At 64.2% G+C, this 21,225-nt stretch carries 19 protein-coding genes; 12 read left to right on the top strand and 7 right to left on the bottom strand.

What is annotated here, in order from left to right; all coding sequences use genetic code 11:
* Positions 1–38: 38 nt before the first annotated feature.
* Positions 39–1,103 (top strand): NAD-dependent epimerase/dehydratase family protein, encoded by a 1,065-nt coding sequence (locus tag AB1286_RS07550; RefSeq protein ID WP_430362674.1) that lies wholly within the window; start codon positions 39–41, stop codon positions 1,101–1,103.
* Here AB1286_RS07550 and AB1286_RS07545 read toward each other — a convergent pair.
* On the bottom strand, positions 1,100–1,288 hold the full coding sequence (locus AB1286_RS07545) for a hypothetical protein (RefSeq protein ID WP_430362673.1): 189 nt from the start codon (positions 1,286–1,288) through the stop codon (positions 1,100–1,102). The two genes, AB1286_RS07550 and AB1286_RS07545, sit on opposite strands and share 4 nt — an antisense overlap.
* Before the next feature lie 186 nt (positions 1,289–1,474).
* Positions 1,475–2,176 (bottom strand): pseudouridine synthase, encoded by a 702-nt coding sequence (locus AB1286_RS07540; protein ID WP_430362672.1) that lies wholly within the window; start codon positions 2,174–2,176, stop codon positions 1,475–1,477.
* A gap of 140 nt (positions 2,177–2,316) precedes the next feature.
* On the opposite strand from AB1286_RS07540, the gene AB1286_RS07535 reads away from it, so the two are divergent.
* From AB1286_RS07535 to AB1286_RS07525, 3 genes are all read left to right on the top strand, one after another.
* Positions 2,317–2,748: a DUF2946 domain-containing protein gene (locus AB1286_RS07535; RefSeq protein ID WP_430362671.1), complete on the top strand. Its 432-nt coding sequence runs from the start codon at positions 2,317–2,319 to the stop codon at positions 2,746–2,748.
* A gap of 194 nt (positions 2,749–2,942) precedes the next feature.
* Positions 2,943–3,773, top strand: coding sequence for a hypothetical protein (locus tag AB1286_RS07530; protein ID WP_430362670.1), 831 nt, complete (start codon positions 2,943–2,945; stop codon positions 3,771–3,773).
* Positions 3,774–3,789: 16 nt separating this feature from the next.
* The gene (locus tag AB1286_RS07525) at positions 3,790–4,167 is read left to right on the top strand and encodes a copper resistance CopC family protein (protein WP_430362669.1); all 378 of its coding nucleotides are present in this window, start codon (positions 3,790–3,792) and stop codon (positions 4,165–4,167) included.
* Positions 4,168–4,204: 37 nt separating this feature from the next.
* Here the strand turns inward: AB1286_RS07525 and AB1286_RS07520 are convergent, their stop codons facing one another.
* Positions 4,205–6,265 (bottom strand): glycoside hydrolase family 28 protein, encoded by a 2,061-nt coding sequence (locus AB1286_RS07520; RefSeq protein WP_430362668.1) that lies wholly within the window; start codon positions 6,263–6,265, stop codon positions 4,205–4,207.
* Between the two features lie 322 nt (positions 6,266–6,587).
* Between AB1286_RS07520 and AB1286_RS07515 the strand changes: the two genes are divergently transcribed.
* The 8 genes from AB1286_RS07515 to AB1286_RS07480 all read left to right on the top strand — a co-directional run bounded on the left by AB1286_RS07515 (position 6,588) and on the right by AB1286_RS07480 (position 17,236).
* On the top strand, positions 6,588–7,526 hold the full coding sequence (locus AB1286_RS07515) for a dihydrodipicolinate synthase family protein (RefSeq protein ID WP_430362667.1): 939 nt from the start codon (positions 6,588–6,590) through the stop codon (positions 7,524–7,526).
* A gap of 20 nt (positions 7,527–7,546) precedes the next feature.
* On the top strand, positions 7,547–9,127 hold the full coding sequence (locus AB1286_RS07510; protein ID WP_430365013.1) for an aldehyde dehydrogenase (NADP(+)): 1,581 nt from the start codon (positions 7,547–7,549) through the stop codon (positions 9,125–9,127).
* Between the two features lie 55 nt (positions 9,128–9,182).
* Positions 9,183–10,940: an L-arabinonate dehydratase gene (araD, locus tag AB1286_RS07505; RefSeq protein ID WP_430362666.1), complete on the top strand. Its 1,758-nt coding sequence runs from the start codon at positions 9,183–9,185 to the stop codon at positions 10,938–10,940.
* Between the two features lie 247 nt (positions 10,941–11,187).
* The gene (locus tag AB1286_RS07500; RefSeq protein ID WP_430362665.1) at positions 11,188–12,399 is read left to right on the top strand and encodes a porin; all 1,212 of its coding nucleotides are present in this window, start codon (positions 11,188–11,190) and stop codon (positions 12,397–12,399) included.
* A 204-nt stretch (positions 12,400–12,603) separates the two neighbouring features.
* A complete protein-coding gene (locus tag AB1286_RS07495) occupies positions 12,604–13,596 on the top strand; it encodes a TRAP transporter substrate-binding protein (protein ID WP_430362664.1) in 993 nt (330 codons plus the stop codon).
* A gap of 126 nt (positions 13,597–13,722) precedes the next feature.
* Positions 13,723–14,202: a TRAP transporter small permease gene (locus AB1286_RS07490; RefSeq protein WP_430362663.1), complete on the top strand. Its 480-nt coding sequence runs from the start codon at positions 13,723–13,725 to the stop codon at positions 14,200–14,202.
* A gap of 5 nt (positions 14,203–14,207) precedes the next feature.
* Positions 14,208–15,560, top strand: coding sequence for a TRAP transporter large permease (locus AB1286_RS07485; protein WP_430362662.1), 1,353 nt, complete (start codon positions 14,208–14,210; stop codon positions 15,558–15,560).
* Between the two features lie 128 nt (positions 15,561–15,688).
* Entirely contained in the window at positions 15,689–17,236 is a 1,548-nt protein-coding gene (locus AB1286_RS07480; RefSeq protein ID WP_430362661.1) for a methyl-accepting chemotaxis protein, read from the top strand.
* Positions 17,237–17,255: 19 nt separating this feature from the next.
* Here AB1286_RS07480 and AB1286_RS07475 read toward each other — a convergent pair whose 3' ends face one another.
* The 4 genes from AB1286_RS07475 to AB1286_RS07460 form a co-directional block, all read right to left on the bottom strand.
* Positions 17,256–18,026 carry an HpcH/HpaI aldolase family protein gene (locus tag AB1286_RS07475; protein ID WP_430362660.1) on the bottom strand — a complete coding sequence of 257 codons (771 nt, stop codon included), beginning with the start codon at positions 18,024–18,026 and terminating at the stop codon, positions 17,256–17,258.
* A 33-nt stretch (positions 18,027–18,059) separates the two neighbouring features.
* Positions 18,060–18,872, bottom strand: a complete 813-nt coding sequence (locus AB1286_RS07470) for an NAD-dependent epimerase/dehydratase family protein (protein ID WP_430362659.1) — start codon at positions 18,870–18,872, stop codon at positions 18,060–18,062.
* 48 nt (positions 18,873–18,920) lie between these two features.
* Positions 18,921–20,228, bottom strand: coding sequence for an MFS transporter (locus tag AB1286_RS07465; protein ID WP_430362658.1), 1,308 nt, complete (start codon positions 20,226–20,228; stop codon positions 18,921–18,923).
* 70 nt (positions 20,229–20,298) lie between these two features.
* On the bottom strand, positions 20,299–21,201 hold the full coding sequence (locus AB1286_RS07460; protein WP_430362657.1) for a 2-hydroxy-3-oxopropionate reductase: 903 nt from the start codon (positions 21,199–21,201) through the stop codon (positions 20,299–20,301).
* Positions 21,202–21,225: the final 24 nt, after the last annotated feature.

The raw sequence follows: 21,225 nt of genomic DNA, 5'->3' as shown, positions 1-21,225 counted from the left end.
GAAGCGTGCGGAGCGGCGGACCGCTACAATGCGCGCACATGAACGCTATACGAATCTTGCGCCGGCCCCGCGTACTGATCGTCGGATGCGGCGACGTCGGGCTGCGCTGCGCGCGGCGCCTGCTCGCGCGCTCGGCACCCCCGCGCATCATCGCGCTCACGACGCGTCCCGAACGTGCGGCCCAACTGCGCGCCGAAGGTCTGACGCCGATCGTCGGCGACCTCGATGCGCCTCGCACGTTGCGGCGGCTCGCCGCTTTAAGCGCGACGGTCCTGCATCTCGCGCCGCCGCCGCCGCATGGCGACGACGACCCGCGCACGCGGGCGTTGATCGCTGCGCTCGGTACGCGCCGGCCGCACCGCCCGGCTCGCTCGGGCGCGCCGGGTGCGGGACGTTTGCAGACACGTCGCCAAGCGGCCCGGCTCGCGCCGGAGACGCGTCTATTCGCGGCTTGCGGGGGCGCGCGGGCTCAAGCGCGTATTGTACCCGAGGCGCTTTCGAGAGCTTGGCCCCGCCCGAGACTGCGGCTCGTCTATGCCAGCACGACCGGCGTGTACGGCGACTGCGCAGGGGCGTTCATCGACGAAACGCGGCCAGCCAAGCCCGCGAACGCGCGCGCCAAGCGTCGCGTGGCGGCCGAGCGGCGGCTCAGGCGGGCGAACGCGCGCGGTGCGATGACGGCCAGTATCGTGCGTATTCCCGGCATCTACGCGCGCGAGCGTTTGCCGCTGGCGCGGATCGGCCAGGGCAAGCCGGCGCTCGTCGAGGATCAAGACGTCTACACGAACCACATTCACGCCGACGACCTCGCCGCGATCATGCTGCGCGCGGCGGTGCGGGGACGCCCGGGGCGCGTCGTTCATGCATCGGACGATACGGTGCTGAAGATGGGGGCTTATTTCGATCGCGTGGCCGACGCGTTCGGGTTGTCGCGCGTCCCGCGTATCACACGCGAAGCAGCGCAAGCTCTGCTCGATCCGGCGACGCTGTCGTTCATGCGCGAGTCGCGGCGTCTATCGAATGTGCGGCTTAAGCACGAGTTGGGCGTTGCGTTGCGCTATCCGACCGTCGACGATTTTCTAGGCAGTTTGCACGCGCCCTAAATGAGCGCGGGCAACACCTCGAGCAACAAGAAGCAAAGCAGGGCGCCGAGCAAAGCGCCGATCAGATTCGGGTGATAGCGGCGCTTGACGTGCATCACCGCAAGCAATGCGCCGATGAGGATCGCACCGAGCGCCGCGAACGCGAGCGTCACGTACGAAATCTCGAACGCGCTGTTGATGGCCACGGCACACCTCCCTCGAAACGTCCCTTGATCGGAATCGCGCGCCGATGCACGTCGATTTCGTTTCGTTCTTTGAGGGCAGTATAGGCACGGCCGCGCGAGGACCCTATTGGGGCCCCACCCGATATCGAACGTTCCTTCGGATCGGGCGTACGCCAGCCCACATTGCGAACCGGCTCGGCCGCGACCCTAGGCGCGCAGGGCTTGCAATGCCGCGTCGTCGAGCCACTGCCATGCGCCCGGCGCAAGCGTCGACGGTAGCCCGAGAGAGCCGATCCGCTCTCGATGCAGGGCATCGCAGCGATTGCCCGCGGCGGCAATCATGCGCTTGACCTGGTGATACTTGCCTTCGTTCACCGTGAGTTCGAGCAATTTCTCGTCGCGCATGCGAACATCCGCCGCCGCGATCGGGGCCTTTTCGCCATGCAGCAGCACGCCGCCGAGCAACGCTTGCAGCTGGCGTTCGTCGAGCGGATGACGCGTGGTGGCGAGATAGGTCTTCGGCACTTTGCGCTTCGGGGATGTATAGGCGTGCACGAATTGGCCGTCGTCCGACAGCAGCAAAAGCCCCGTCGTGTCCTCGTCGAGCCGGCCCACGCATTGAACGCCGCGCGTCGCCAATTGCGCCGGCAGCAACGCGAATACGCTCAAATGGTGCTGCGGTTCGCGCGAGCATTCGTAACCGGCCGGCTTGTTGACCATGAGATAGGCGCGCTCTCGGTAGCGCCAAGACGTACCGTCGACGTCGAACGCCAGATCGTCGACGGCGAAATCCGCGTCGGGGTCGGTGCAGGCGTTACCGGCGACGACCACACGCCCCTCGGCGATCAACGAGCGGCATTGGCGGCGGGAGCCGAAGCCTTGTTTGAAGAGGATGCTTTCGAGGTCCATGGCTTGCGTCGAATCGAAGTGGCGCGATTGTACGCCCGGCGCGGCGCCCGATCGCACCGCCCTCCGGCGGATTGTCGCAGCCGCCTTGTGCGCGTCGACGCGTGTCGCCGATAATGAAGCGGTCGGAATTGTTCCTATCGATGTCTTTGCTGCGCGCGGTGCGCGCCCCCGTGATGCTCGATCGTCGTTTGCGCCGGTTCGGTACGCTGCTCGGATTGCTCGCAATCTGGATGACCGTGCTCGCCCCGGCGATCTCGCAGACGCTTGCGGCGCATGACCGTGCGAAGCACGGGACCATGTTCGGCGTTCAGTGTTCGGCGCATGCAATGACCGAGCCGTCGGCACACGGGAGCCTCGCGCAACGCGGTCATTCGCACGATGCTTCCGATCATGGGCAGGCATGCGGGTATTGCGCGTTCTTCTCGCATCTTCCGATTGCGCCGAGCCTCGCGCAGGCGTTTCTTCCCACGCGTTTTTCCAGTCCGGCGCCGGATCGCAGCGGATTCGCCGAGCCTACGCTTGCTGAGCGTTTCCTTGCCGCGCAACCGCGCGCCCCTCCCGTCGTTTCCTGAACCCGATCGAGTCAAAGAGATGCCCGCGGTGCAAGCACGCCGCGGTATAAGTGCGCGCGCGACGTAGACGCGCGGCATTCGATTTATATTCGGACTTCGAAATGAACGGCTTTTCGATTTTTTCGAAACGGCATGCGCGGTGTCGCGCGGCGCTATACGCGCTCGCCTGTTTCGCTATGTATAGTTCCGCCGCAATGGCGCACGCCATTGCGGGCGATCGCGTCTTTCCCGTGACGCTCGCCATCGACGACCCCGGCGTCAGCGACGAATTCGATTTTCAATTCGGCCATGTCAAGAACTCGACCGACGATGGCGATCCGATCAACGTCAATACCGCCTCCTACGAGTGGAGCAAGCTGATTACGTCGAACCTCGCTTTCAGCGTGGGCGGCCAGTACGTCAATCAAAACGCGCCCGACGGCGGGTCGGCCCGCGGTTGGGACAACACGGAGATCGGGCTCAAGTACCTCGCTTACGTCAACGCGAAACACGAGTTCATGGCATCGGTGGGAATTGGCGCGGAGCTAGGCGGCACGGGCGCCAAATCGATCGCGAGCGCGTATTCGACATTCACGCCCAATATCTACTTCGGCAAGGGCTTCGGCGATCTGCCCGCATCGCTCGCCTATCTGCGTCCGTTGGCGGTCACGGGACAGTTCGGCCCGCATATCACGACGGCCGACGCCGATACGGGACCGAATTCGTTCGGCTGGGGCTTTGCACTCGAGTACAGCATTCCTTACCTGCAATCGCAGGTTAAAGACTTGCATCTACCCGAGCCGATTTCGCACGTAATACCGATCGTCGAGTTTCCGATGAGCACGTGCACGGCGGGGGCCTGTTCCGGGCAGACGACCGGTACGATCAACCCGGGACTCGTTTGGACGAATCGATATGGACAATTCGGCATTGAAGCGCAGATACCGGTGAATCGGGCGAGCGGCACGCATACGGGCGTGCTCGTCCAAGCACACCTGTATTTCGACGACCTATTCCCCGGTACGCTGGGCAAACCGCTGTTCTAACTTGGGATCCTTTCTAATGAAGCCATCCTCGATTTCGCCTCTCGTTCGCGTCGGCGCGGCCGTGCTCGTCCTCATGTCGGCGCAATGGGCTTACGCGCACGCGCATCCGAAGCAGCAAACGCCGGGCGCCGGCGCGACCGTCGGCGTCGGCACGACGCAACAAGTGTCGATCGAATTCGACGACGCATTGGAAGGCGCGTTCAGTTCGTTGAAGGTGACCGATGCGGCCGGCCGGGACGTGACGACCGGGGCGTCGAGCGTCGACGCCAACGACAAAAAGCATATGTCGGTCGCGCTTCGCGCACTCGAGCCCGGTCTATATACGGTCTCTTGGGTGGCCGTCGCGGCCGACGGCCACCGGACGCAAGGGCATTACGCGTTTACCGTGAAGTGACCCGTGAAGTGACCGCGAAGGCGCCCGGCGTGGCCTGTCAGCCCGTCAATGTCGTGTTGTACGTCGTGGCACCGATCACTACGTTGCTCAAGGTGATCGCATTGACGTTCCAGACATAGATCGGCCCCGGGTTCGTCGCACTGGCCGTGCCGTTCGATACGGGCGTGCCGAGATTGCAGTTCGAAATCGTCACGCCGGTAATCGGCGAAACGGTGGGCGCGGGGGCGGGGCCGTTGTAATCGGCGGCGACTGGCCCTTGCGCGACGATCGCCTGGAAGCACGACCCGGTCTTACCGCCGAGCGTGACGTTGCCGGCCGTCACATTGCTGATGTTGACGTTGCGTATGACGGGCGGGTTCAAACGGACGGCATCGCCGTTCGGCGAGTAGTCGCAATCGAACGCGATGAGTCCGCCTTGCGAAGCCGACGGGTTGCCCGCGCTCGCGGTCGCGACCCCCACCGGTACCGACGTATTGATCGGGCTGCCCGCGATCATATTGCTCGAGCCGTAACCTTTGCCCGTTAGCGCAATGCCGTTCGGCAACGTGACGCCGTCGATGTAGACGTTCTGCACGACGCCGCCGCGGTTCATGTTGCTCTTGATTCGTATCGCCATCTGCAACGGATTGGTCGCCCAATTTTGATTGAGCATGCTCAGATTGCGCGCGTAGATGTTTTGCACCCCCGCGCTCATCTCGCTGCCGAGCGTCAAGCCCCCGTGGCCGCTGTTCATCGTGCAATTTTGGATTACGTGGTTTTGCGCGGGCCCGTACTCGGTGTCGAGCGCTTTCCCCGATTTGATCGCGATACAGTCGTCGCCCGTGTTGAACGTGACCGAATCGGCGAGCACGTTGGAACATGCGTCGGGATCGAAGCCGTCGTTGTTCGGGCCGATGCTGTCGGCGAACACGCCTTGAATGACGACATGGGTGCAGTCGGTCGGATGATGCTGCCAAAACGGCGTGTTCTGGGTGTGATAAAGCTGCATCAATACGTTCGTGCAGCCGATGAATTCGACCATGCAAGGCCGAAGATAGTGACCGTTGCCGAAAATGCGATCGGTGACCGGCACGCCGAGCTCCGATAGCGCGGGCAGATAGTTTTGATCTTGCGACCAGGACGAGGCGGTCAGTAGCGGCAGGATCGTCGCCGCGTTCGATGCCGTGGTTGTCGTGAGGCTCGTCAAGGCTGCGTTGTTCGGATTCGAATAACTCTGCGAAGGGGTGGTCGATCCGGTGCAGCCGTAGGCGAGCGTCGTGCCCTTGAAGGTCCACCAGCATGAAGTGGGCATCGTGCCGTTCGGCTGGATCGGCGTCATGGCTTGGCCGTTCAAGATCGAGCTGTTGCCTTCGCCGGTCAGCGCGATATTGGTCTGCTTGTAGGCATAGATCGGCGAGCCGAAGTTCAGGCAATCGTTGGCTTGCCAGCGGGTCCAATACAGATTGCCGTTGGCGGTCGCATAAGGGCCGCTTTTCGCATAATCGGCCGGGTTGGGGCTGAAGTAGATCGTGCAAGCTTCGCTCAAATGGAAGTTGACGTTGCTGAGCAGCACGATCGGGCCGCCGCAATACCAGTTGCCGGCCGGCACGACGACCCGGCCGCCGCCCGCTGCATTCGCCGCGACGATCGCGTTGTTGAATGCCGCGCACGAATCGAAGGCCGTACCCGTCAAGCTCGACGAGACCATGAGCTCGGAGCCGGGGCTTTGCGGCGACGTGCTTTGGTTCAACCATGGGATGGCTGGGCTCCATGCGGTGGCCGCCGTCACCTGCGAGGCGATCGGCTGTGCGCCGAAACTCGTGACATTGAAATCGACGGCAGGAAACATCGACTGCGTGACGTTTTGCAACGCATTGACGATCTGCGTTGCGGCGCCGTTCGATCCCCAGATCGGATCGGACGACGTGGTACTCGTCGTCGAGCCGGGTGCGGCGCTGCCGCCCGCATCGCTCGAATCGCTGCTGCCGCAGCCGGGCAAGCCGGCCAGCACGGTCGCGCCAGCCGTTGCGCCGGCGAGCGCCATGAAGGCGCGGCGGCCCGGGGACCGCACACGCGATGCTTCGGCAATGGCGTGCAAGCTAGGTTTGTGTTCTGCCATCTCAGTGTCTCCATGAGTTGAGCTCGAACGCCGGGACGCCCCTCGGCAGACCCGGGTCGGCCTGGCAATGAGCCAGGGCTGGCATTTTCGTTATGCAAATTTAAAGTTGTCAAACCTCGTAAACGATAGGCGAGTCCACCGAAAGGGTGGTTTGGACGCGTTAGGCCTTGATCTGCCTTGATGGATCGATAACTTCTGGGGTGCGCTTCCGGTTGGAAGTTGTATTGAAGTGATCGGCAATAGCCAATGTTGTTTGACAAGATGGATTTTCCGGTGATACCGTCCAGCCTGTCAGTCATCAAAACACTCGTTTCGAGGCCCCATGAACGTGTCCCCACTTGTCGAGAGCGAATTCGCCTCGTCCGTGATGGCGGTGCCGCCGCTTGCGCGCCGCGCCGATTTGTCGATCGATGTCGCCGAAAATCAAAAGCTGATCCGTCACATCGAAGCCGGCGGCGTCACCACGCTGCTCTACGGCGGCAACGCGAACTTCTATCACGTCGCCGTTAGCGAATACCGCGAATTGCTCGACATGCTCGCCGACTGCGCGGCGCCGGGTACGCGAGTGATTCCGTCGATCGGTCCCGACTACGGCAAGATGCTCGATCAAGCTCGCATCCTTGCGCAGACGTCTTACCGTACGGCGATGGTCCTGCCGTTCGCGAACTTCGCGACGCCGGCCGGCGTAGAGGCGGGCCTCACGCGAATCGCCGATACGGCGGGCATGCCCCTTACGCTTTACGTGAAGAGCGAGCAGTACGTCGACGTCGATACGCTGGCGCGGCTCGTCGATCGCGGTACGCTCGCCGCCGTGAAGTACGCGATCGAGCGCGACGATCCGTCGAACGATCCGTACCTGCGCCGCCTGCTGCAAAGCGTGAATCCGGCGCGTGTCGTATCCGGTATGGGCGAGCGTCCGGCCGTCGTCCATCTGCGCGATTTCGGCGTGGCCGCTTGGACGACGGGTTCCGGTTGTATCGCATCGCGCGCCGTAACCGAGCTCATGCGCGCCGTACGCGAGTCGCGCGCGGCCGATACGCAGCGCCTGTACGATGCGTTCATGCCGCTCGAGACGTTGCGCGACGACATCTCTCTGATCCGAGTCCTGCATGACGCCGTCACGTTCTCGGGCGTGGCCGATATGGGGGCGATCCTGCCGTTGCTCAGCGAAACGCCGAAGGAGCACCACGCGGCGGTGCGTGCCGCGGCCCAAGCGTTGCTTGCGTTCGAGCAGGGCTTGCGCGCCGAGATCGGTGCTTGACGAAGGGCGACGGAGACATGATGCGCATTGCTGGCGAGATGTTGTTGGGCGCGTCCTCGGTGAGAGGGGCGCAAGGAACGACGCGCGCGTTCGATCCCGCGCGTAACGCCGAGATCGAGCCGTCCTTCGGCATGGGCGGCGTTGCCGAAGTCGAGCGCGCCTGCGAGTTGGCAGCCGCGGCGTTCGATCGGTTCAGGGCGGCACCGCTCGAGACGCGTGCCCGTTTGCTCGAGGCGATCGCCGAGAATATCGCCGCGCTCGGCGAAATGCTGATCGACCGCGCGCAGGCCGAATCCGCGCTGCCCAAGGCGCGCCTCGAAGGCGAGCGCGCGCGCACGGTGGGGCAGCTCAAGCTCTTCGCGCAACTGGTGCGCGCTGGACGCTGGTGCGGCGCCGTACTCGATTCGGCGCTTCCTGAACGCTCGCCGGTTCCGCGGCCGGATCTGCGCGCGCAACGTATTGCAATCGGTCCGGTGGCCGTGTTCGGGGCCAGCAATTTCCCGCTCGCGTTTTCGGTCGCCGGAGGCGACACGGCGTCGGCGCTGGCTGCCGGATGTCCCGTGGTCGTCAAAGCGCACCCCGCGCATTTGGGCACCTCCGAACTCGTTGGCCGCGCGATTCAGAAGGCGGTGGCTGATCTTGGGCTACCCGAAGGCGTGTTTTCGCTCTTGATTGGGGCCGGCAATGCGATCGGCGAAGCGCTCGTCGCGCATCCGGCGATCAAGGCGGTGGGTTTTACGGGCTCGCGTCATGGCGGGCTCGCGTTGATGCGGATCGCCGCGTCGCGACTTGAGCCCATTCCCGTCTATGCCGAAATGAGCAGCGTCAACCCGATGTTCGTGCTGCCCGCGGCGCTCGTTGCGCGCACGGACGCGCTGGCCCGTGGTTTCGTCGATTCGTTGACGCTCGGCGTTGGTCAGTTCTGCACGAATCCGGGGCTCGTCATCGCGATCGAAGGACCCGCACTCGACGGATTCGTCGAAACCGCCGCCCGCGCGCTAGAAGGGAAAGGCGCGCAAACGATGCTGACCGCCGGCATCGCGACGGCGTACCGTAGCGGCATCGACGCACGCGCGAAGACGGCGGGGGTGACGCGCGTGGCCGACGGCGCCGCGAGCGATGCGCCGTGCGCCGGGCGCGGCGCGCTGTTCAAAACGAGCGCGGCCGAGTTTCTCTCGAACGCGCATCTGCAAGACGAGATCTTCGGACCGGCGTCGCTCGTCGTGCAATGCCGCGATGCGGACGAGCTCTTGCGCGTCGCCGAACGTCTCGAAGGCCAATTGACCGCCACGCTGCAAATCGACGAAGCGGATTACGCACTTGCAGCGCGCCTTTTGCCGACGCTCGAACGCAAGGCGGGGCGCATCCTCGCGAACGGTTTTCCGACCGGCGTCGAAGTCTCGCACGCGATGGTGCACGGCGGGCCGTTTCCGGCGACGTCCGATTCGCGCACGACCTCGGTGGGCGCAATGGCGATCGAACGCTTCCTGCGCCCGGTCTGCTACCAAGATTTGCCCCAGGCACTGATGCCGGCGGCGTTGCGCGACGAGAACCCGCTGGGTCTTTGGCGGTTGCGTGACGGCGAGCTGGTGCGCCGTTAAGACGGCATGCGGTGGCCGGCATTTTCACTGATTCAGTATTGCGGAGTCGCACGAAGTGAGCACGAACAGAAAGAAACCCGAGGAGCTGCGCAGTCACCGCTGGTACGGCGTGAACGATCTGCGTTCCTTCGGCCATCGCTCGCGCAGCGCGCAGATGGGATACAGCCGCGAGGAATACGCCGGTAAGCCGGTCATCGCGATCCTGAACACGTGGAGCGAAATCAATCCGTGCCATACGCACTTCAAGGTGCGCGTGGAGGAGGTGAAGCGCGGCATCTGGCAGGCGGGCGGGTTTCCGATCGAGTTGCCCGTGCAAACGCTGTCGGAGCCGTTCCAAAAGCCGACGACGATGCTGTACCGCAATTTCCTCGCGATGGAAGTCGAGGAAACGTTGCGTTCTTATCCGGCCGACGGCGTCGTGCTGATGGGCGGTTGCGATAAGACCACGCCCGCGCTCTTGATGGGCGCGATCTCGATGGACTTGCCCGCGATCTTCTTGCCCGCCGGTCCGATGCTCAACGGCAATTGGAACGGCCGCACACTCGGTTCGGGCTCCGATACCTGGAAGTATTGGGCCGACCTGCGCGCGGGCAAGATCACCGAAGACGATTGGAAGGGCGTCGAAGGCGGCATCGCACGCTCGCCCGGGCACTGCATGACGATGGGGACGGCCTCGACGATGACGAGCGCGGCGGAAGCGCTCGGCTTCACGCTGCCGGGCTTCGCCTCGATTCCCGCCGCCGATTCGCGCCACGCGCAAATGGCCGCGAAAACCGGCATGCGTATCGTCGACATGGTGTGGGAAGACCTCAAGCCGTCGGACATCATCACCGGCAAATCGGTGGACAACGCCGTGACGACCTGTCTTGCGCTGTCGGGCTCGACCAATGCGATCGTGCATATGATCGCGCTTGCGCGCCGCGCCGGTATCCCGCTCACGCTCGGGCACTACGACGATCTGTCGCGACGTACGCCCGTGCTGGCGAATATTCGTCCGACCGGCCAGTACTTGATGGAAGACTTTTACTACGCGGGCGGCTTGAGGGCGATGCTCAAGGAGCTCGGCGAGTTGATCGACGGCACGCAGCGCACGGTCAACGGCAAGACGCTCGGCGAGAACATCGCGGATGCCGAAATCTTCAACGACGAAGTCATTCGTCGCCTAGCCGCGCCCGTGATGCCCGATACGGGGCTCGCGGTGCTGCGCGGCAACTTGGCCCCGGACGGTGCGGTGATCAAGCCCGGCGCGGCCGATCCGAAGCTGCACGTGCATACCGGGCGTGCCGTCGTATTCAAGGATTACAACGACATGGCGGCCCGCATCGACGACGACGCGCTCGATATCGACGAGCAGTGCGTGATCGTCCTACAGCATGCGGGGCCCGTCGGCGCGCCCGGCATGCCCGAATGGGGGCAGTTGCCGATCCCGCGCAAGCTGCTGCAAAAGGGGGTGCGCGACATGGTCCGCATTTCCGACGCGCGCATGAGCGGCACGAGTTATGGCGCGTGCGTACTCCATGTGGCGCCCGAGTCGTTCATCGGCGGTCCGCTTGCGCTGGTGCGCGACGGCGATCTGATCGAGCTCGATGTGCCGGCGCGCAAGCTCAACGTCCTGATCGGCGATGACGAACTCGCTAAGCGCAAGGCGGCGTGGGTGCCGCCCGCGCCGCGCTTCACGCGCGGCTACGGCGCGATGCATCAAATTCACGTCATGCAAGCCGATAAGGGCTGCGATTTCGACTTCCTGCAACGCGAAGGCGCGCAGGGCGCGAGCCGCGACGCCGGTAGCGGCGGCGAACCCGAGATTCACTAAGGAGTACACCCGGTCGTAGCGAAGCGGTTCGGGAAAGCGCGTTTGCAGGAGGCAGGCGCGCGCATCCCGGCGGGCCGGCGCCCGGCGTCATGTCATTAGGAGTCCTAATGATAGCGACGGCCGTAGTCGGCAGGCTTCGATCGATCGGCGGCGGCAGATGTAGTGACTGGGCGCCGTGCGGCGGCCAGGAAGTATTGAGCGGCATGGCAACGCGCCGCGATAAGTCCAACAAAGACCAGGAGATAGGATGAGGCACTACTACAAACACGCCACGATGACGCTCGCCGGCGCGGCGGCGGTGCTGGCGAGCAGCGGCGCGTTCGCGCAGTCCAGCGTGACGCTTTACGGCATTGTCGATACCGGCATCGGATATCTGAGCAACCAGGCGCCCTCAACGGGTGCGACGGCGGGCGGCAAATCTGTCGTGAAAATGCTGGAAGGGGTGTGGGGCGGCGAGCGCTTCGGCCTCACCGGCAGCGAAGATCTGGGTGGCGGCACGAAGGCGATTTTCAAGCTCGAAGAGGGCTTCAACCTCGATAACGGCACGATGGGCAAGAGCGGCCTGGCGTTCAACCGGGCCTCGTGGGTCGGCCTCGACAACGCGAAGTTCGGGACGTTCACGGCGGGCCGTCAGTACACCCCGTACTACACGTTGCTCTCGCCCTATAGCCCCACGACGTGGCTGACCGGCGCGTTCGGCGCCCATCCGGGCGACCTCGACGCGCTCGATACCGATTATCGCGTCAACAACGGGCTCGTCTATACCTCGCCGTCGTTCGGCGGGTTCAAGGTAAGCGGCATGTATGCCCTCGGCGGCGTGGCCGGCAGCTTCAATGCGGGCTCCACCTGGAGCGTGGCGGCGCAATATCTCATGGGCCCCGCGGGCATCGCGGTCGGCTTCGCGCGTTTCAATAACGCGACGAACGGCGGCGGCGCATGGAGCACGAGCTCGACGGCCTATTCGGGTACGGGCGAGCAAGGCGTCTCGAGCATCACCAACGGATATCAGAACGCGGCCGCGCAGCAGCGCTTCGCGGTCACGGGCGGCTATAAGTTCAGCCCGCAATGGGACGTCTCGGCGACGTATTCGAACGTGCAATACCTGCCGGGCATCAGTTCCGGCTTCACCGACAAGGCGATTTTCAACACGGCCGGTGCGGTGCTGCACTTCCGTCCCGCTTCCGTATGGGACTTGGCGGTGGGCTACAGCTACACGCGCGCCACCAAGGCCAACGGGATCCAAGACGCCGCGAGTTACCAGCAGGTCAACCTGACGCAACTGTATAGCCTGTCCAAGCGCACCCGCATCTATGTGCTCGAGGCATATCAGCGCGCCAATGGCCAAACGCTGAGCACGAGCGGCAAGGCGGTCACGGCAACGGCGAGCATCGGCGAGCAATCGGCTTCGGCCACGCGCAGCCAGTTCGCCGCGACGATCGGCATCAACCACCAGTTCTGATCCGGTCGACGGGAGACAGCGGCGCGCCATGCGCCCTGTCCCCGGGTATCTACTAAGCCGCAAGCCGGCAACATGTTAATACAATCACTGACATTGTAAGACAACATAGTCGATTGAAGTGAAGATGTCAGTCGCGCTCGCGGGTCGACACCGTCATAGCCCGCGCGGGCAGCACACGATCCATATTCTCGAGGAGATCACAAGATGAAACGCAAATTGGCCCTGTCCAGCGTCGCGATGGCGTTGGCTGCCTCGTGGCTCGCGCTCGCGGCCGGGACGGCCCAGGCACGCGTATTCCGCGCGGCGGACGTGCATAGCGACACCTTCCCGACCACGATGGCGCTGAAGTTCATGGGCGATGAAATCTCGAAGGACACGGGCGGCAAGGACAGCCTGAAGGTGTTCGGCAACAGCGCGCTCGGCTCCGAGAACGACACGATCGATCAGGTTCGGATCGGTGCGATCGACATGGTTCGCGCGAACGCGGCGGCGTTCAACGACATCGTTCCCGAATCGATGATTCCGTCGCTGCCGTTCTTGTTCCGCGATATCGATCATTTCCGCAAGGTCATGTACGGCCCGGTGGGGCAAAAGATTCTGGATGCGTTCGCCGCTAAGGGCATGGTCGCGCTCACGTTCTACGAGAGCGGCGCGCGCTCGGTCTACGGCAAGAAGGCGATCCATTCGCCGGCCGACATGAAGGGCGTGAAGGTGCGCGTGCAGCCGTCGGACCTCATGGTCGACGAGATCAAGGCCATGGGCGGCACGCCGACGCCGATGCCGTTCTCGGAGGTCTACACGGGGCTGAAGACGGGGCTTGTCGACGCGGCCGAGAACAACATCCCCTCGTACGTCGAAACGAAGCACTATGAAGTCGCGCCCGTGTTCTCCGAAACTCAGCACTCGATGACGCCCGAAGTGGTGGTGTTCTCGAAGAAGATCTGGGACACGTTGACGCCGCAAGAGCAACAAGCGATCCGCAAGGCGGCGGCCGATTCGGTGCCTTACTACGAGAAGCTCTGGGTGGCGAAAGAGGCCGACGGCGTGCAGACGGTCAAAAAGGCCGGCGTGACGATCGTCCCGGCGGCGCAGGTCGATCGCGCGGCATTCGTCAAGGCGATGCAGCCCGTTTGGGCCAAGTACGAAAAGACGCCGGCGATGAAGAGCATCGTCGACGAGATCGTGGCGACCAAGTAAGCGCCGAGACCGCACGCTCGAGCGCCTATGCGCTCGAGCCACGTCGACGCCCCGAAGGCCGCCTCGCAGGCGCCGCCGCGAGAGACGCCAGAGGGGCCGTCACGTCTTGTATGAGAGACCGACCCAATGAACATCATCAAGCGTCCGAGCGGCATGGTGGCCCTCTTGATCACCGTGCTCGCCTCGATTTGCCTCGCCGTGCTTTGCGTACTCGTCATGTACAGCGTCGTGATGCGCTATCTGTTCGATAACGCACCCGACTACGTCGAGCCGATCGGCTTGCTCATGGTGCTCGTGGTGGCGTTCATGGGCGCGGCGCTCAAAGTGCGCGACGGTGGACATATCGGCTTGGATTCGCTGGCCAAAGCCTTGCCGCCGAGGTGGCGGCTTGCGCTCGAGGCGTTGCAGCAGCTTTGCCTCGTCGCGTTTTCGGTCGCCGTTTGCTTCGGCACGAAGGAGATGGCGACGACGACCTTCGACGACCAGATTCCCATTCTCGGGTTGCCGGAAGCGATTCGCTACGCGATTCCATTCGTCGCCAGCGCCTGCACCATACTTTTCTCAATCGAGCGCTTGCTGGCGCTCTTCGCGCCAAAGCGGACGTGATTCACATGGAACTCTTGATTCTGGTCGTCAGTTTTATCGTCTTTCTCGTGCTGGGCGTACCGGTTTCGTTCGGGTTGGGTCTCTCGTGCGTGCTGACCTACCTGTATGAAGGACTGCCGCTTGCGACCGCGATGCAGGCGATGGTTTCGGGTATCAACGCCTTTTCGTTTCTGGCGGTGCCGTTTTTCATCCTTTCCGGCGAGCTGATGCTGCACGGCGGGATCGCCGATCGCATTTTGCGCTTCGCGCAAGCGACCGTCGGCCATTTCCGCGGAGGCCTGGGGATGGCGAACGTCGTCGCCTGCACGCTGTTCGGCGGCGTCTCGGGTTCGCCTACGGCCGATACGTCGGCGATGGGCGGCGTCGTGATTCCGCTCATGAAGCGCGAGGGCTATAGCGCGGCCTACGCGGTCAACGTGACGACGCACGCCTCGCTCGCGGGCGCGCTCATGCCCACGTCGACCAACATGATCATCTACGCGCTCGCCGCGCAAGGGATCACGGGCATCGTCGCAGGGCATTCGGTCAGTGGCGTATCGATCGGCGACCTGCTGTTCTCGGGACTGCTTCCGGTGCTGTGGGTGATGGGTTTCGTGCTGTTGGCCGCCTATTGGCAGGCCGTGCGCTATCGCTTCCCGCGCCGCGCCGACGGCACGTCCGAGCTGCCGATTTTTCCGGGCTGGTTCGCCGTGGGCAAGTCGTTCGTCGGGGCGATTCCGGGGCTGCTCGTCATCGTCATTATCTTGCTGTGCGTCGCCAAAGGCATCGCGACGGCGACCGAGGCCGCGGCGATCGCGGTCGCCTATTCGCTCGTGCTGACGTTCCTCGTCTATCGAACGATGACGCTCAAAAAGCTCGGCGTATCGCTCGCGCGCGCAACGCGCACGACCGGCGTCGTGCTGCTGTTGATCGGCGTGTCGAACATGCTGCGCTTTCAGATGGCGTACCTCGAGATTCCCGACGCAATCGAGCATTTGCTCGAGCACGCGACGACCGTGCCCTGGCTCATGCTGCTCTACATCAACATCATCCAGGTGTTCCTCGGTACGTTCGTCGACATGGCCGCGCATATCTTGATCACGACGCCGCTGTTCTTGCCGATGGCGATGCATTACGGCGTCGGTCCGGTGCAATTCGGGATCATGATCTTGCTCAATTGCTCGCTTGGGCTCGTCCATCCGCCGATCGGTTCCGTGCAGTTCATCGGCTGCGCGATCGGCGACGTGTCGATCGGTGAGACGACGAAGATCGCGTGGCCCTATTACCTGGCGATTTTCAGCGCGATCAATATCGTGACGTATTTCCCGTACTTTTCGACCTGGCTGCCGAGCCTCATCAACGCGCATCCCGTGTTTTGACGCCGGGTGCAGCGGGCGTCGCATTCGTTCTCGCCGATGGGCCCGCTTGCGCGGGCCTTTTTTACGGATGGACGGTGTCCGCGTAATCGAATAACAACGATCGAACGATCAACCCATCAGGAGACCTCATGCTCGAGAACATCAAGATCCGCGCGGGCCTCACGGCGACCGTCTGCGTCTTCGCCGCCTTATTGATGGCCGTGATCGGGATCGGCTATGACACGCTGCGGCACGCCATCGACGGTTTCGAGCAAGCGCAGCGAGGGGCGTCGGCGATCGAGTCGCTGCACGCGAGTTCGGAGAAGCTGTTGCAAGTGCGCCTCGCGCTGTCGAGCTATGAGATCAAGTTTCATGTGGGCAAACCCACAGATGGGCTGCTCGACGAAGCGCACCGATTGCTCGCGCAGTCTAATGCCGATTTCGATGCGTATGCGCATCGCCGGTTCGAGAGCGAAACTCAGCGCGAACTGGGGGCGCAGGTCGCCGCCGCGCGCGCCGTGCTCGTCGGCAAAGCCATCGAGCCCGAGTACAAAGCGCTTGTCGGCGGCGACTTCGCGACGTTCCGCGCGATCCAGGGCGATATCGCCGATAGCAGCTACGGCGCCTATGCGAAGGCCATCGGTGCCCTCGAAGCGATGCAGACGAACTCGCAGCATGCGAGCGCCGACGCATTGACGCGGCGCGTTGGGACGTCGTTGTTGCTGTTCGGCGCCATCGGCGCGGCGGCGATCGCGCTCGGTGTCGCGGCTCGCGCGCTGCTCAGCCGCGCGCTCGTAAAGCCGATCGATCGCGCCATCGGCCATTTCGGCCGAATCGCGGCCGGCGATCTCACCGGTTCGATCGCGCACGGTTCGAGCAACGAGATGGGGCAGCTTTTGGGCGCACTGCGGCAGATGCGCGATGGACTCGCGACGACGGTCGCGGCGGTGCGCGGCGGCGCCGGCGTCATTGCGGCCGGCGTCGAGGAAATCGCCGCAGGCAACCGCGATTTGTCGGTCCGTACGGCGCGGCAGGCGGCGTCGCTCGAGCAAACGGCGTCGACGATGGAGACGCTGTCGTCGACGGTGAAGGAGAACGCCGGTCATGCTCAAGAGGCGAGGCGCCTCGCGAGCGGCGCGCTAGAGACGGTCACGCGCGGGGGCGAGGCGGTAGAGCGAGTGATCGACACGATGAACGGTATCACGGCATCGTCGCGCAAGGTCGCCGAGATCACCGGCATGATCGAGGGCATTGCGTTTCAAACGAACATCTTGTCGTTGAACGCGGCAGTCGAAGCCGCGCGCGCCGGCGAGCAGGGCAGGGGCTTTGCCGTCGTCGCGTCGGAAGTGCGCTCGCTCGCGCAGCGCGCGGCGACGGCCGCGAAGGAGATCAAAGAACTGCTGGGACACTCGTCCGCGCGTATCGACGAGGGTGCGGCCCTCGTCACGGTAGCGGGCGAGACGATGAACGAAGCGATGCGAGCCGTGCGGCGAGTGACGCAGATCGTGGTCGAAATCGAAGCCGCCGCGAGCGAACAGCGCGCCGGTATCGAGGCTGTGAACGGCGCCATCGGTCAGATCGACGACGCGACGCAAAACAATGTCGCGCTCGTCGAGCAAGCCGCGGCCGCCGCCAAGTCGTTGCAAGAACAGGCGACGCTCTTGCTCGATGCCGTCGCGGCGTTTCACCTCGAGTGAGCCGAGGCGCAGGCGCGGCTCAAGCGCCGCGCTTGAAGCGCGCGGCGAGCTGCTCGGCGCCGCGTCCGAGAATGCCGATGTCGGAGCCGACCGCGGTAAACAAACAGCCCAGTTCGATATAGCAGCGCGCGAACGTTTCGTTCGGCGTCAAGATGCCTGCCGGTTTGCCCGTGGCGACGATGCGCTCGATCGTCTTTTCGATCGTCGCTTGCACCTCGGGATGCGCGATCTCGCCGGCATGGCCGAGTGCCGCGGCGAGGTCGCCGGGCCCGACGAACACGCCGTCGACGCCCTCGACGGCTGCGATTCGTTCGAGGTTCTCGAGCCCGAGACGGCTCTCGACTTGCACGAGCACGCACAATTCGTCGGCGCACCGTGCCGTGTAGTCCGCGATGCGGCCGTAGCCGGAAGCTCGCGCGCCCGAGGCATAGCCGCGTACGCCTTCGGGCGGGTAGCGCGTGAACGCGACGGCGTCGCGTGCCTGCGCTTCGGTTTCGACGTAGGGAATCAGGAGCGTCTGGACACCGACGTCGAGCAGCCGTTTGATCGTCACCATGTCGTTCCAAGGCGGGCGTACGACCGGATGCGTGTCGTAGGCCGCCATCGCTTGGAGCTGGCCGACGACCATCGGCAGTTCATTGGGCGCGTGCTCCATGTCGAGCACGAGCCAATCGAAGCCCGCGCCGGCCAGCAATTCGACCGTTATATGATTCGCGAGGCTCGACCATAAGCCGATCTGTTGCCGGCGCGCGGCGAGCGCGCGCTTGAAACGATTCTCGGGCAGGTTCATCGCTGGGTTCCCCCGTGACGTCGAAGTGTGCGCTTAACGCGGCGCGGCGCTGGGCGCGGGCCTGGAGAAATCGAAGCTCGCGAAGCTGCCGCCTTGGTAACGCTGGCCGACCGCATCCATCGCGTTCGGCTTCGCCAGGATCTCGGCCGCATAGTCTTCCGCGTTCTGCGTCGGCCGATAGCCGAGTCGCGCGGCTCCCGTATTGTCCCAGTAGCTGCGCGTATTAGCCGATACGCCCCATACCACCTCGAAGCCGAGATCGGGCACCTCGATCGAGCGGGTGATCAATTGCAGCAGATCGTCGAAGCCGAGCCACGTGCTTAGATGGCGGAACTCGGTGGGTTTCTCGATGCAACTGCCGATCCGGATGCAAACGCTTTCGATGCCGTGCTTGTCCCAGTACAGGCGAGCGAGGCCTTCGCCCCACATCTTGCTGAGGCCGTAAAAGCCGTCGGGACGAAAATCGCAATCGAGACCGAGTTTCGATTCGACCGGATGCATGCCGATTGCGTGATTCGAGCTGGCGAAGACGATGCGCTTCGTTCCGTGACGGCGCGCGCCTTCGTACACTTCGACGAGCGCGCGCAGGTTGTTCTCGATGATTTCGGGCAGCGGGCGCTCGACGCTCGTCCCGGCCATATGAATCAGCACGTCGACGCCGTCGAGCAAGCGATCGACGACTGCGGCGTCGCGCAGATCGCCGTGCATGACGTCTTCGCCGTCGGCGATCGGCTCGAGCCGCTGGGAGCCCGCCGCCGATCTGAGGTTCACGCCGCGCTCGACGAGCGCTTTGCGCAATACGCGGCCGAGTTGGCCAGCCGCACCGGTCAATGCAACTTTCTTCACGATACAAGTCCTTGTCGAAGGGGCTTCAAAGGGGAGTTCGCTCGCCGCTCACACGCTTAGCGCGCCACGGGCGTCGAGCGGTTCGGGACGCGGTCCCGAAGGCTCGTTCGGCAAGATCAGCTTCCACGCCACGATGGCGCCGATGACGTCGAACAGCATCAAGCAGACGAAAAGCGGGTTGTAGCCGACGGTGCCGGCGAGCGCGCCGACGACGAGCGAGAAGATCGTCGCGCCGAAGTAGCCGAGCATCCCGGAGAGCCCGGTCGCGGTTGCCACTTCGTGCTGGCCGAAAACATCCGAAGCGAGCGTGAATAGCGCGCCCGAGAGCGCCTGATGCGCGAACGTGCCGACGCAAAAGAGCGCGATGGCGGCGTATGGGCTCGCGGCGAGACCGACGCAGGCGGGGCCGATCATCAACACGGCGCCGGTCACGATCACGAGCTTGCGCGAGGTGACGAGCGAGACGCCGAACCGCCGCATGAAGAACGGCGCCAGGTATCCGCCGAGGAGGCTGCCGAGATCGGCCGCGAGAAACGGCATCCAGGCGAATAGCGCGATCTCTTTCAAGTTCATGTGCCGCACGGTCACCATGTAGAGCGGAATCCAGGCCCCGAACGTTTGCCATGCCGGTTCGGCCAGCATGCGGGCGATGCCGATACCCCAGAAGCGGCGCGTACGGACGATGGCGCGCCAAGAAGGACGCTGCGCGCTGCCGGTTCGCTGGTTTTGCGTCTGCCCCTGGCGGATGTAGTCGAATTCGGCGGGCGCGAGGCGCGGGTGTTCTTGCGGCGAGCGGAAGAAGACGAGCCAAAGGGCGACCCAGAGCAGGGCTACGCCGCCCGTGATGACGAAGGCCATTTGCCAGTCGTATTTGACGATGCAAAAAACGACGAGCGGCGGTGCAAGCATCGCGCCGAGCGACGTGCCGGTGTTGAGCCAGCCGGCCGCGATCGAACGTTCCTTGGCGGGGAACCATTGGCTGATCGTTTTCATCCCAGCGGGGAAGATCGCCGCTTCGCTCACGCCGAGCATCGCGCGAAACGTTGCCAACGCGGGCCAACTCATGGCAAGCCCGTGAAGCATGTTCGACACTGCCCAGGCGAGCGCGAAGATCGCGAAGCCGATTTTGAGGCCGACGAGATCGATGACGAAGCCGGCGACGGGCTGCGCAAGCGCATAGGCGGCCTGGAACGCGGTGACGACGTACGAATACTGCTGCGTGGTCAGATGCAGCTTCTCGGTGAGTGTCGGCGCGGCGACGGCGAGCGAGCTCCGGGCTAGATAGTTGAAGCTCATGCCGAGCACGAGCAGCCCGACGATCCACCACCGCAATCCCTTGATCGGACGATGTTGCATGGTTTGTCTCCTGACCGCGCCTTATGGATGTTGCCGGTCGGCGCTCGACCGCATACGTCTTCAAGGTGCGCTAAGCGCTCGCGTCGCCCGCCGGCGCCGGCGTATAGTTCGCCATATGTTCGAGTGCGCGCACGATCGCGGAATGGTCCCACCCTCGGCCGCCTTGGGCGACGCATGCGCTAAAGAGCTGTTGCGTGCTGGCGGTGTTCGGCAATGCCATCGCGAGCGCGCGGGCGCTCTCCAGCGCGAGGTTCAGATCCTTCTGGTGCAGCTCGATCCGAAAGCCGGGATCGAAGGTGCGTTTGATCATCCGCTCGCCGTGAACGTCAAGCACGCGCGACGAGGCGAATCCGCCCATCAGCGCCTCGCGTACCTTGGCCGGGTCCGCGCCGGCCTTCGCGGCGAACGTCAGCGCCTCGCCGACCGCTTCGATCGTGAGCGCGACGATGATTTGATTGGCGACCTTAGCGGTTTGGCCGTCGCCGTTGCCGCCTACGAGCGTGACGTTGCGGCCCATCAAGTCGAACAGCGGCTTAGCGCGCTCGAATGCGGCTTGCGGGCCGCCCGCCATGATCGTCAGCGTGGCCGCCTTCGCGCCTACCTCGCCGCCCGATACGGGGGCGTCGAGATACGCGCAGCCGAGCGCTTCGATGCGCTGTGCGAACTCGCGCGTCGCGAGCGGCGAGATCGAGCTCATATCGATCACGAGCTTGCCCGGCGTGAGGCCGGCGGCGACGCCGTTTTCGCCGAACAACACCTTTTCCACGTCGGCCGTATCGGGCAGCATCGTGATGACGATGTCGGCCGCTTCGGCCACGGCTTTCGCGTTTTCGCACGGTTGCGCGCCGGCTGCCGTCAGTTCGCTCGGCACTTGGCGGCGCGTATGCGCGAACAGCTCGTGGCCGCTTTTCAGAAGATGGGCGGCCATGGGGGCGCCCATGATGCCCAAGCCGATAAATCCGACTTTGCTCATCTGCTCTGTCCTCGGTGATTGCTC

This window comes from Trinickia sp. NRRL B-1857, assembly GCF_050470685.1.
GTDB lineage: Bacteria > Pseudomonadota > Gammaproteobacteria > Burkholderiales > Burkholderiaceae > Trinickia.
The sequence above is the reverse complement of the archived record's forward strand: the minus strand, read 5'-3'. Positions and strand labels throughout refer to the sequence as shown.

Excerpts from the sequence above, each read along its gene's own strand:
- AB1286_RS07515 (WP_430362667.1), top strand. The coding sequence starts at position 6,588 with ATGAACGTGTCCCCACTTGTCGAGAGCGAATTCGCCTCGTCCGTGATG.
- AB1286_RS07475 (WP_430362660.1), bottom strand. The coding sequence starts at position 18,026 with ATGAACCTGCCCGAGAATCGTTTCAAGCGCGCGCTCGCCGCGCGCCGG.
- AB1286_RS07525 (WP_430362669.1), top strand. The coding sequence starts at position 3,790 with ATGAAGCCATCCTCGATTTCGCCTCTCGTTCGCGTCGGCGCGGCCGTG.
- AB1286_RS07485 (WP_430362662.1), top strand. The coding sequence starts at position 14,208 with ATGGAACTCTTGATTCTGGTCGTCAGTTTTATCGTCTTTCTCGTGCTG.
- AB1286_RS07495 (WP_430362664.1), top strand. The coding sequence starts at position 12,604 with ATGAAACGCAAATTGGCCCTGTCCAGCGTCGCGATGGCGTTGGCTGCC.
- AB1286_RS07540 (WP_430362672.1), bottom strand. The coding sequence starts at position 2,176 with ATGGACCTCGAAAGCATCCTCTTCAAACAAGGCTTCGGCTCCCGCCGC.
- AB1286_RS07500 (WP_430362665.1), top strand. The coding sequence starts at position 11,188 with ATGAGGCACTACTACAAACACGCCACGATGACGCTCGCCGGCGCGGCG.
- AB1286_RS07490 (WP_430362663.1), top strand. The coding sequence starts at position 13,723 with ATGAACATCATCAAGCGTCCGAGCGGCATGGTGGCCCTCTTGATCACC.
- AB1286_RS07510 (WP_430365013.1), top strand. The coding sequence starts at position 7,547 with ATGCGCATTGCTGGCGAGATGTTGTTGGGCGCGTCCTCGGTGAGAGGG.
- AB1286_RS07465 (WP_430362658.1), bottom strand. The coding sequence starts at position 20,228 with ATGCAACATCGTCCGATCAAGGGATTGCGGTGGTGGATCGTCGGGCTG.
- AB1286_RS07460 (WP_430362657.1), bottom strand. The coding sequence starts at position 21,201 with ATGAGCAAAGTCGGATTTATCGGCTTGGGCATCATGGGCGCCCCCATG.
- AB1286_RS07480 (WP_430362661.1), top strand. The coding sequence starts at position 15,689 with ATGCTCGAGAACATCAAGATCCGCGCGGGCCTCACGGCGACCGTCTGC.
- AB1286_RS07550 (WP_430362674.1), top strand. The coding sequence starts at position 39 with ATGAACGCTATACGAATCTTGCGCCGGCCCCGCGTACTGATCGTCGGA.
- AB1286_RS07530 (WP_430362670.1), top strand. The coding sequence starts at position 2,943 with ATGGCGCACGCCATTGCGGGCGATCGCGTCTTTCCCGTGACGCTCGCC.
- AB1286_RS07535 (WP_430362671.1), top strand. The coding sequence starts at position 2,317 with ATGTCTTTGCTGCGCGCGGTGCGCGCCCCCGTGATGCTCGATCGTCGT.
- AB1286_RS07520 (WP_430362668.1), bottom strand. The coding sequence starts at position 6,265 with ATGGCAGAACACAAACCTAGCTTGCACGCCATTGCCGAAGCATCGCGT.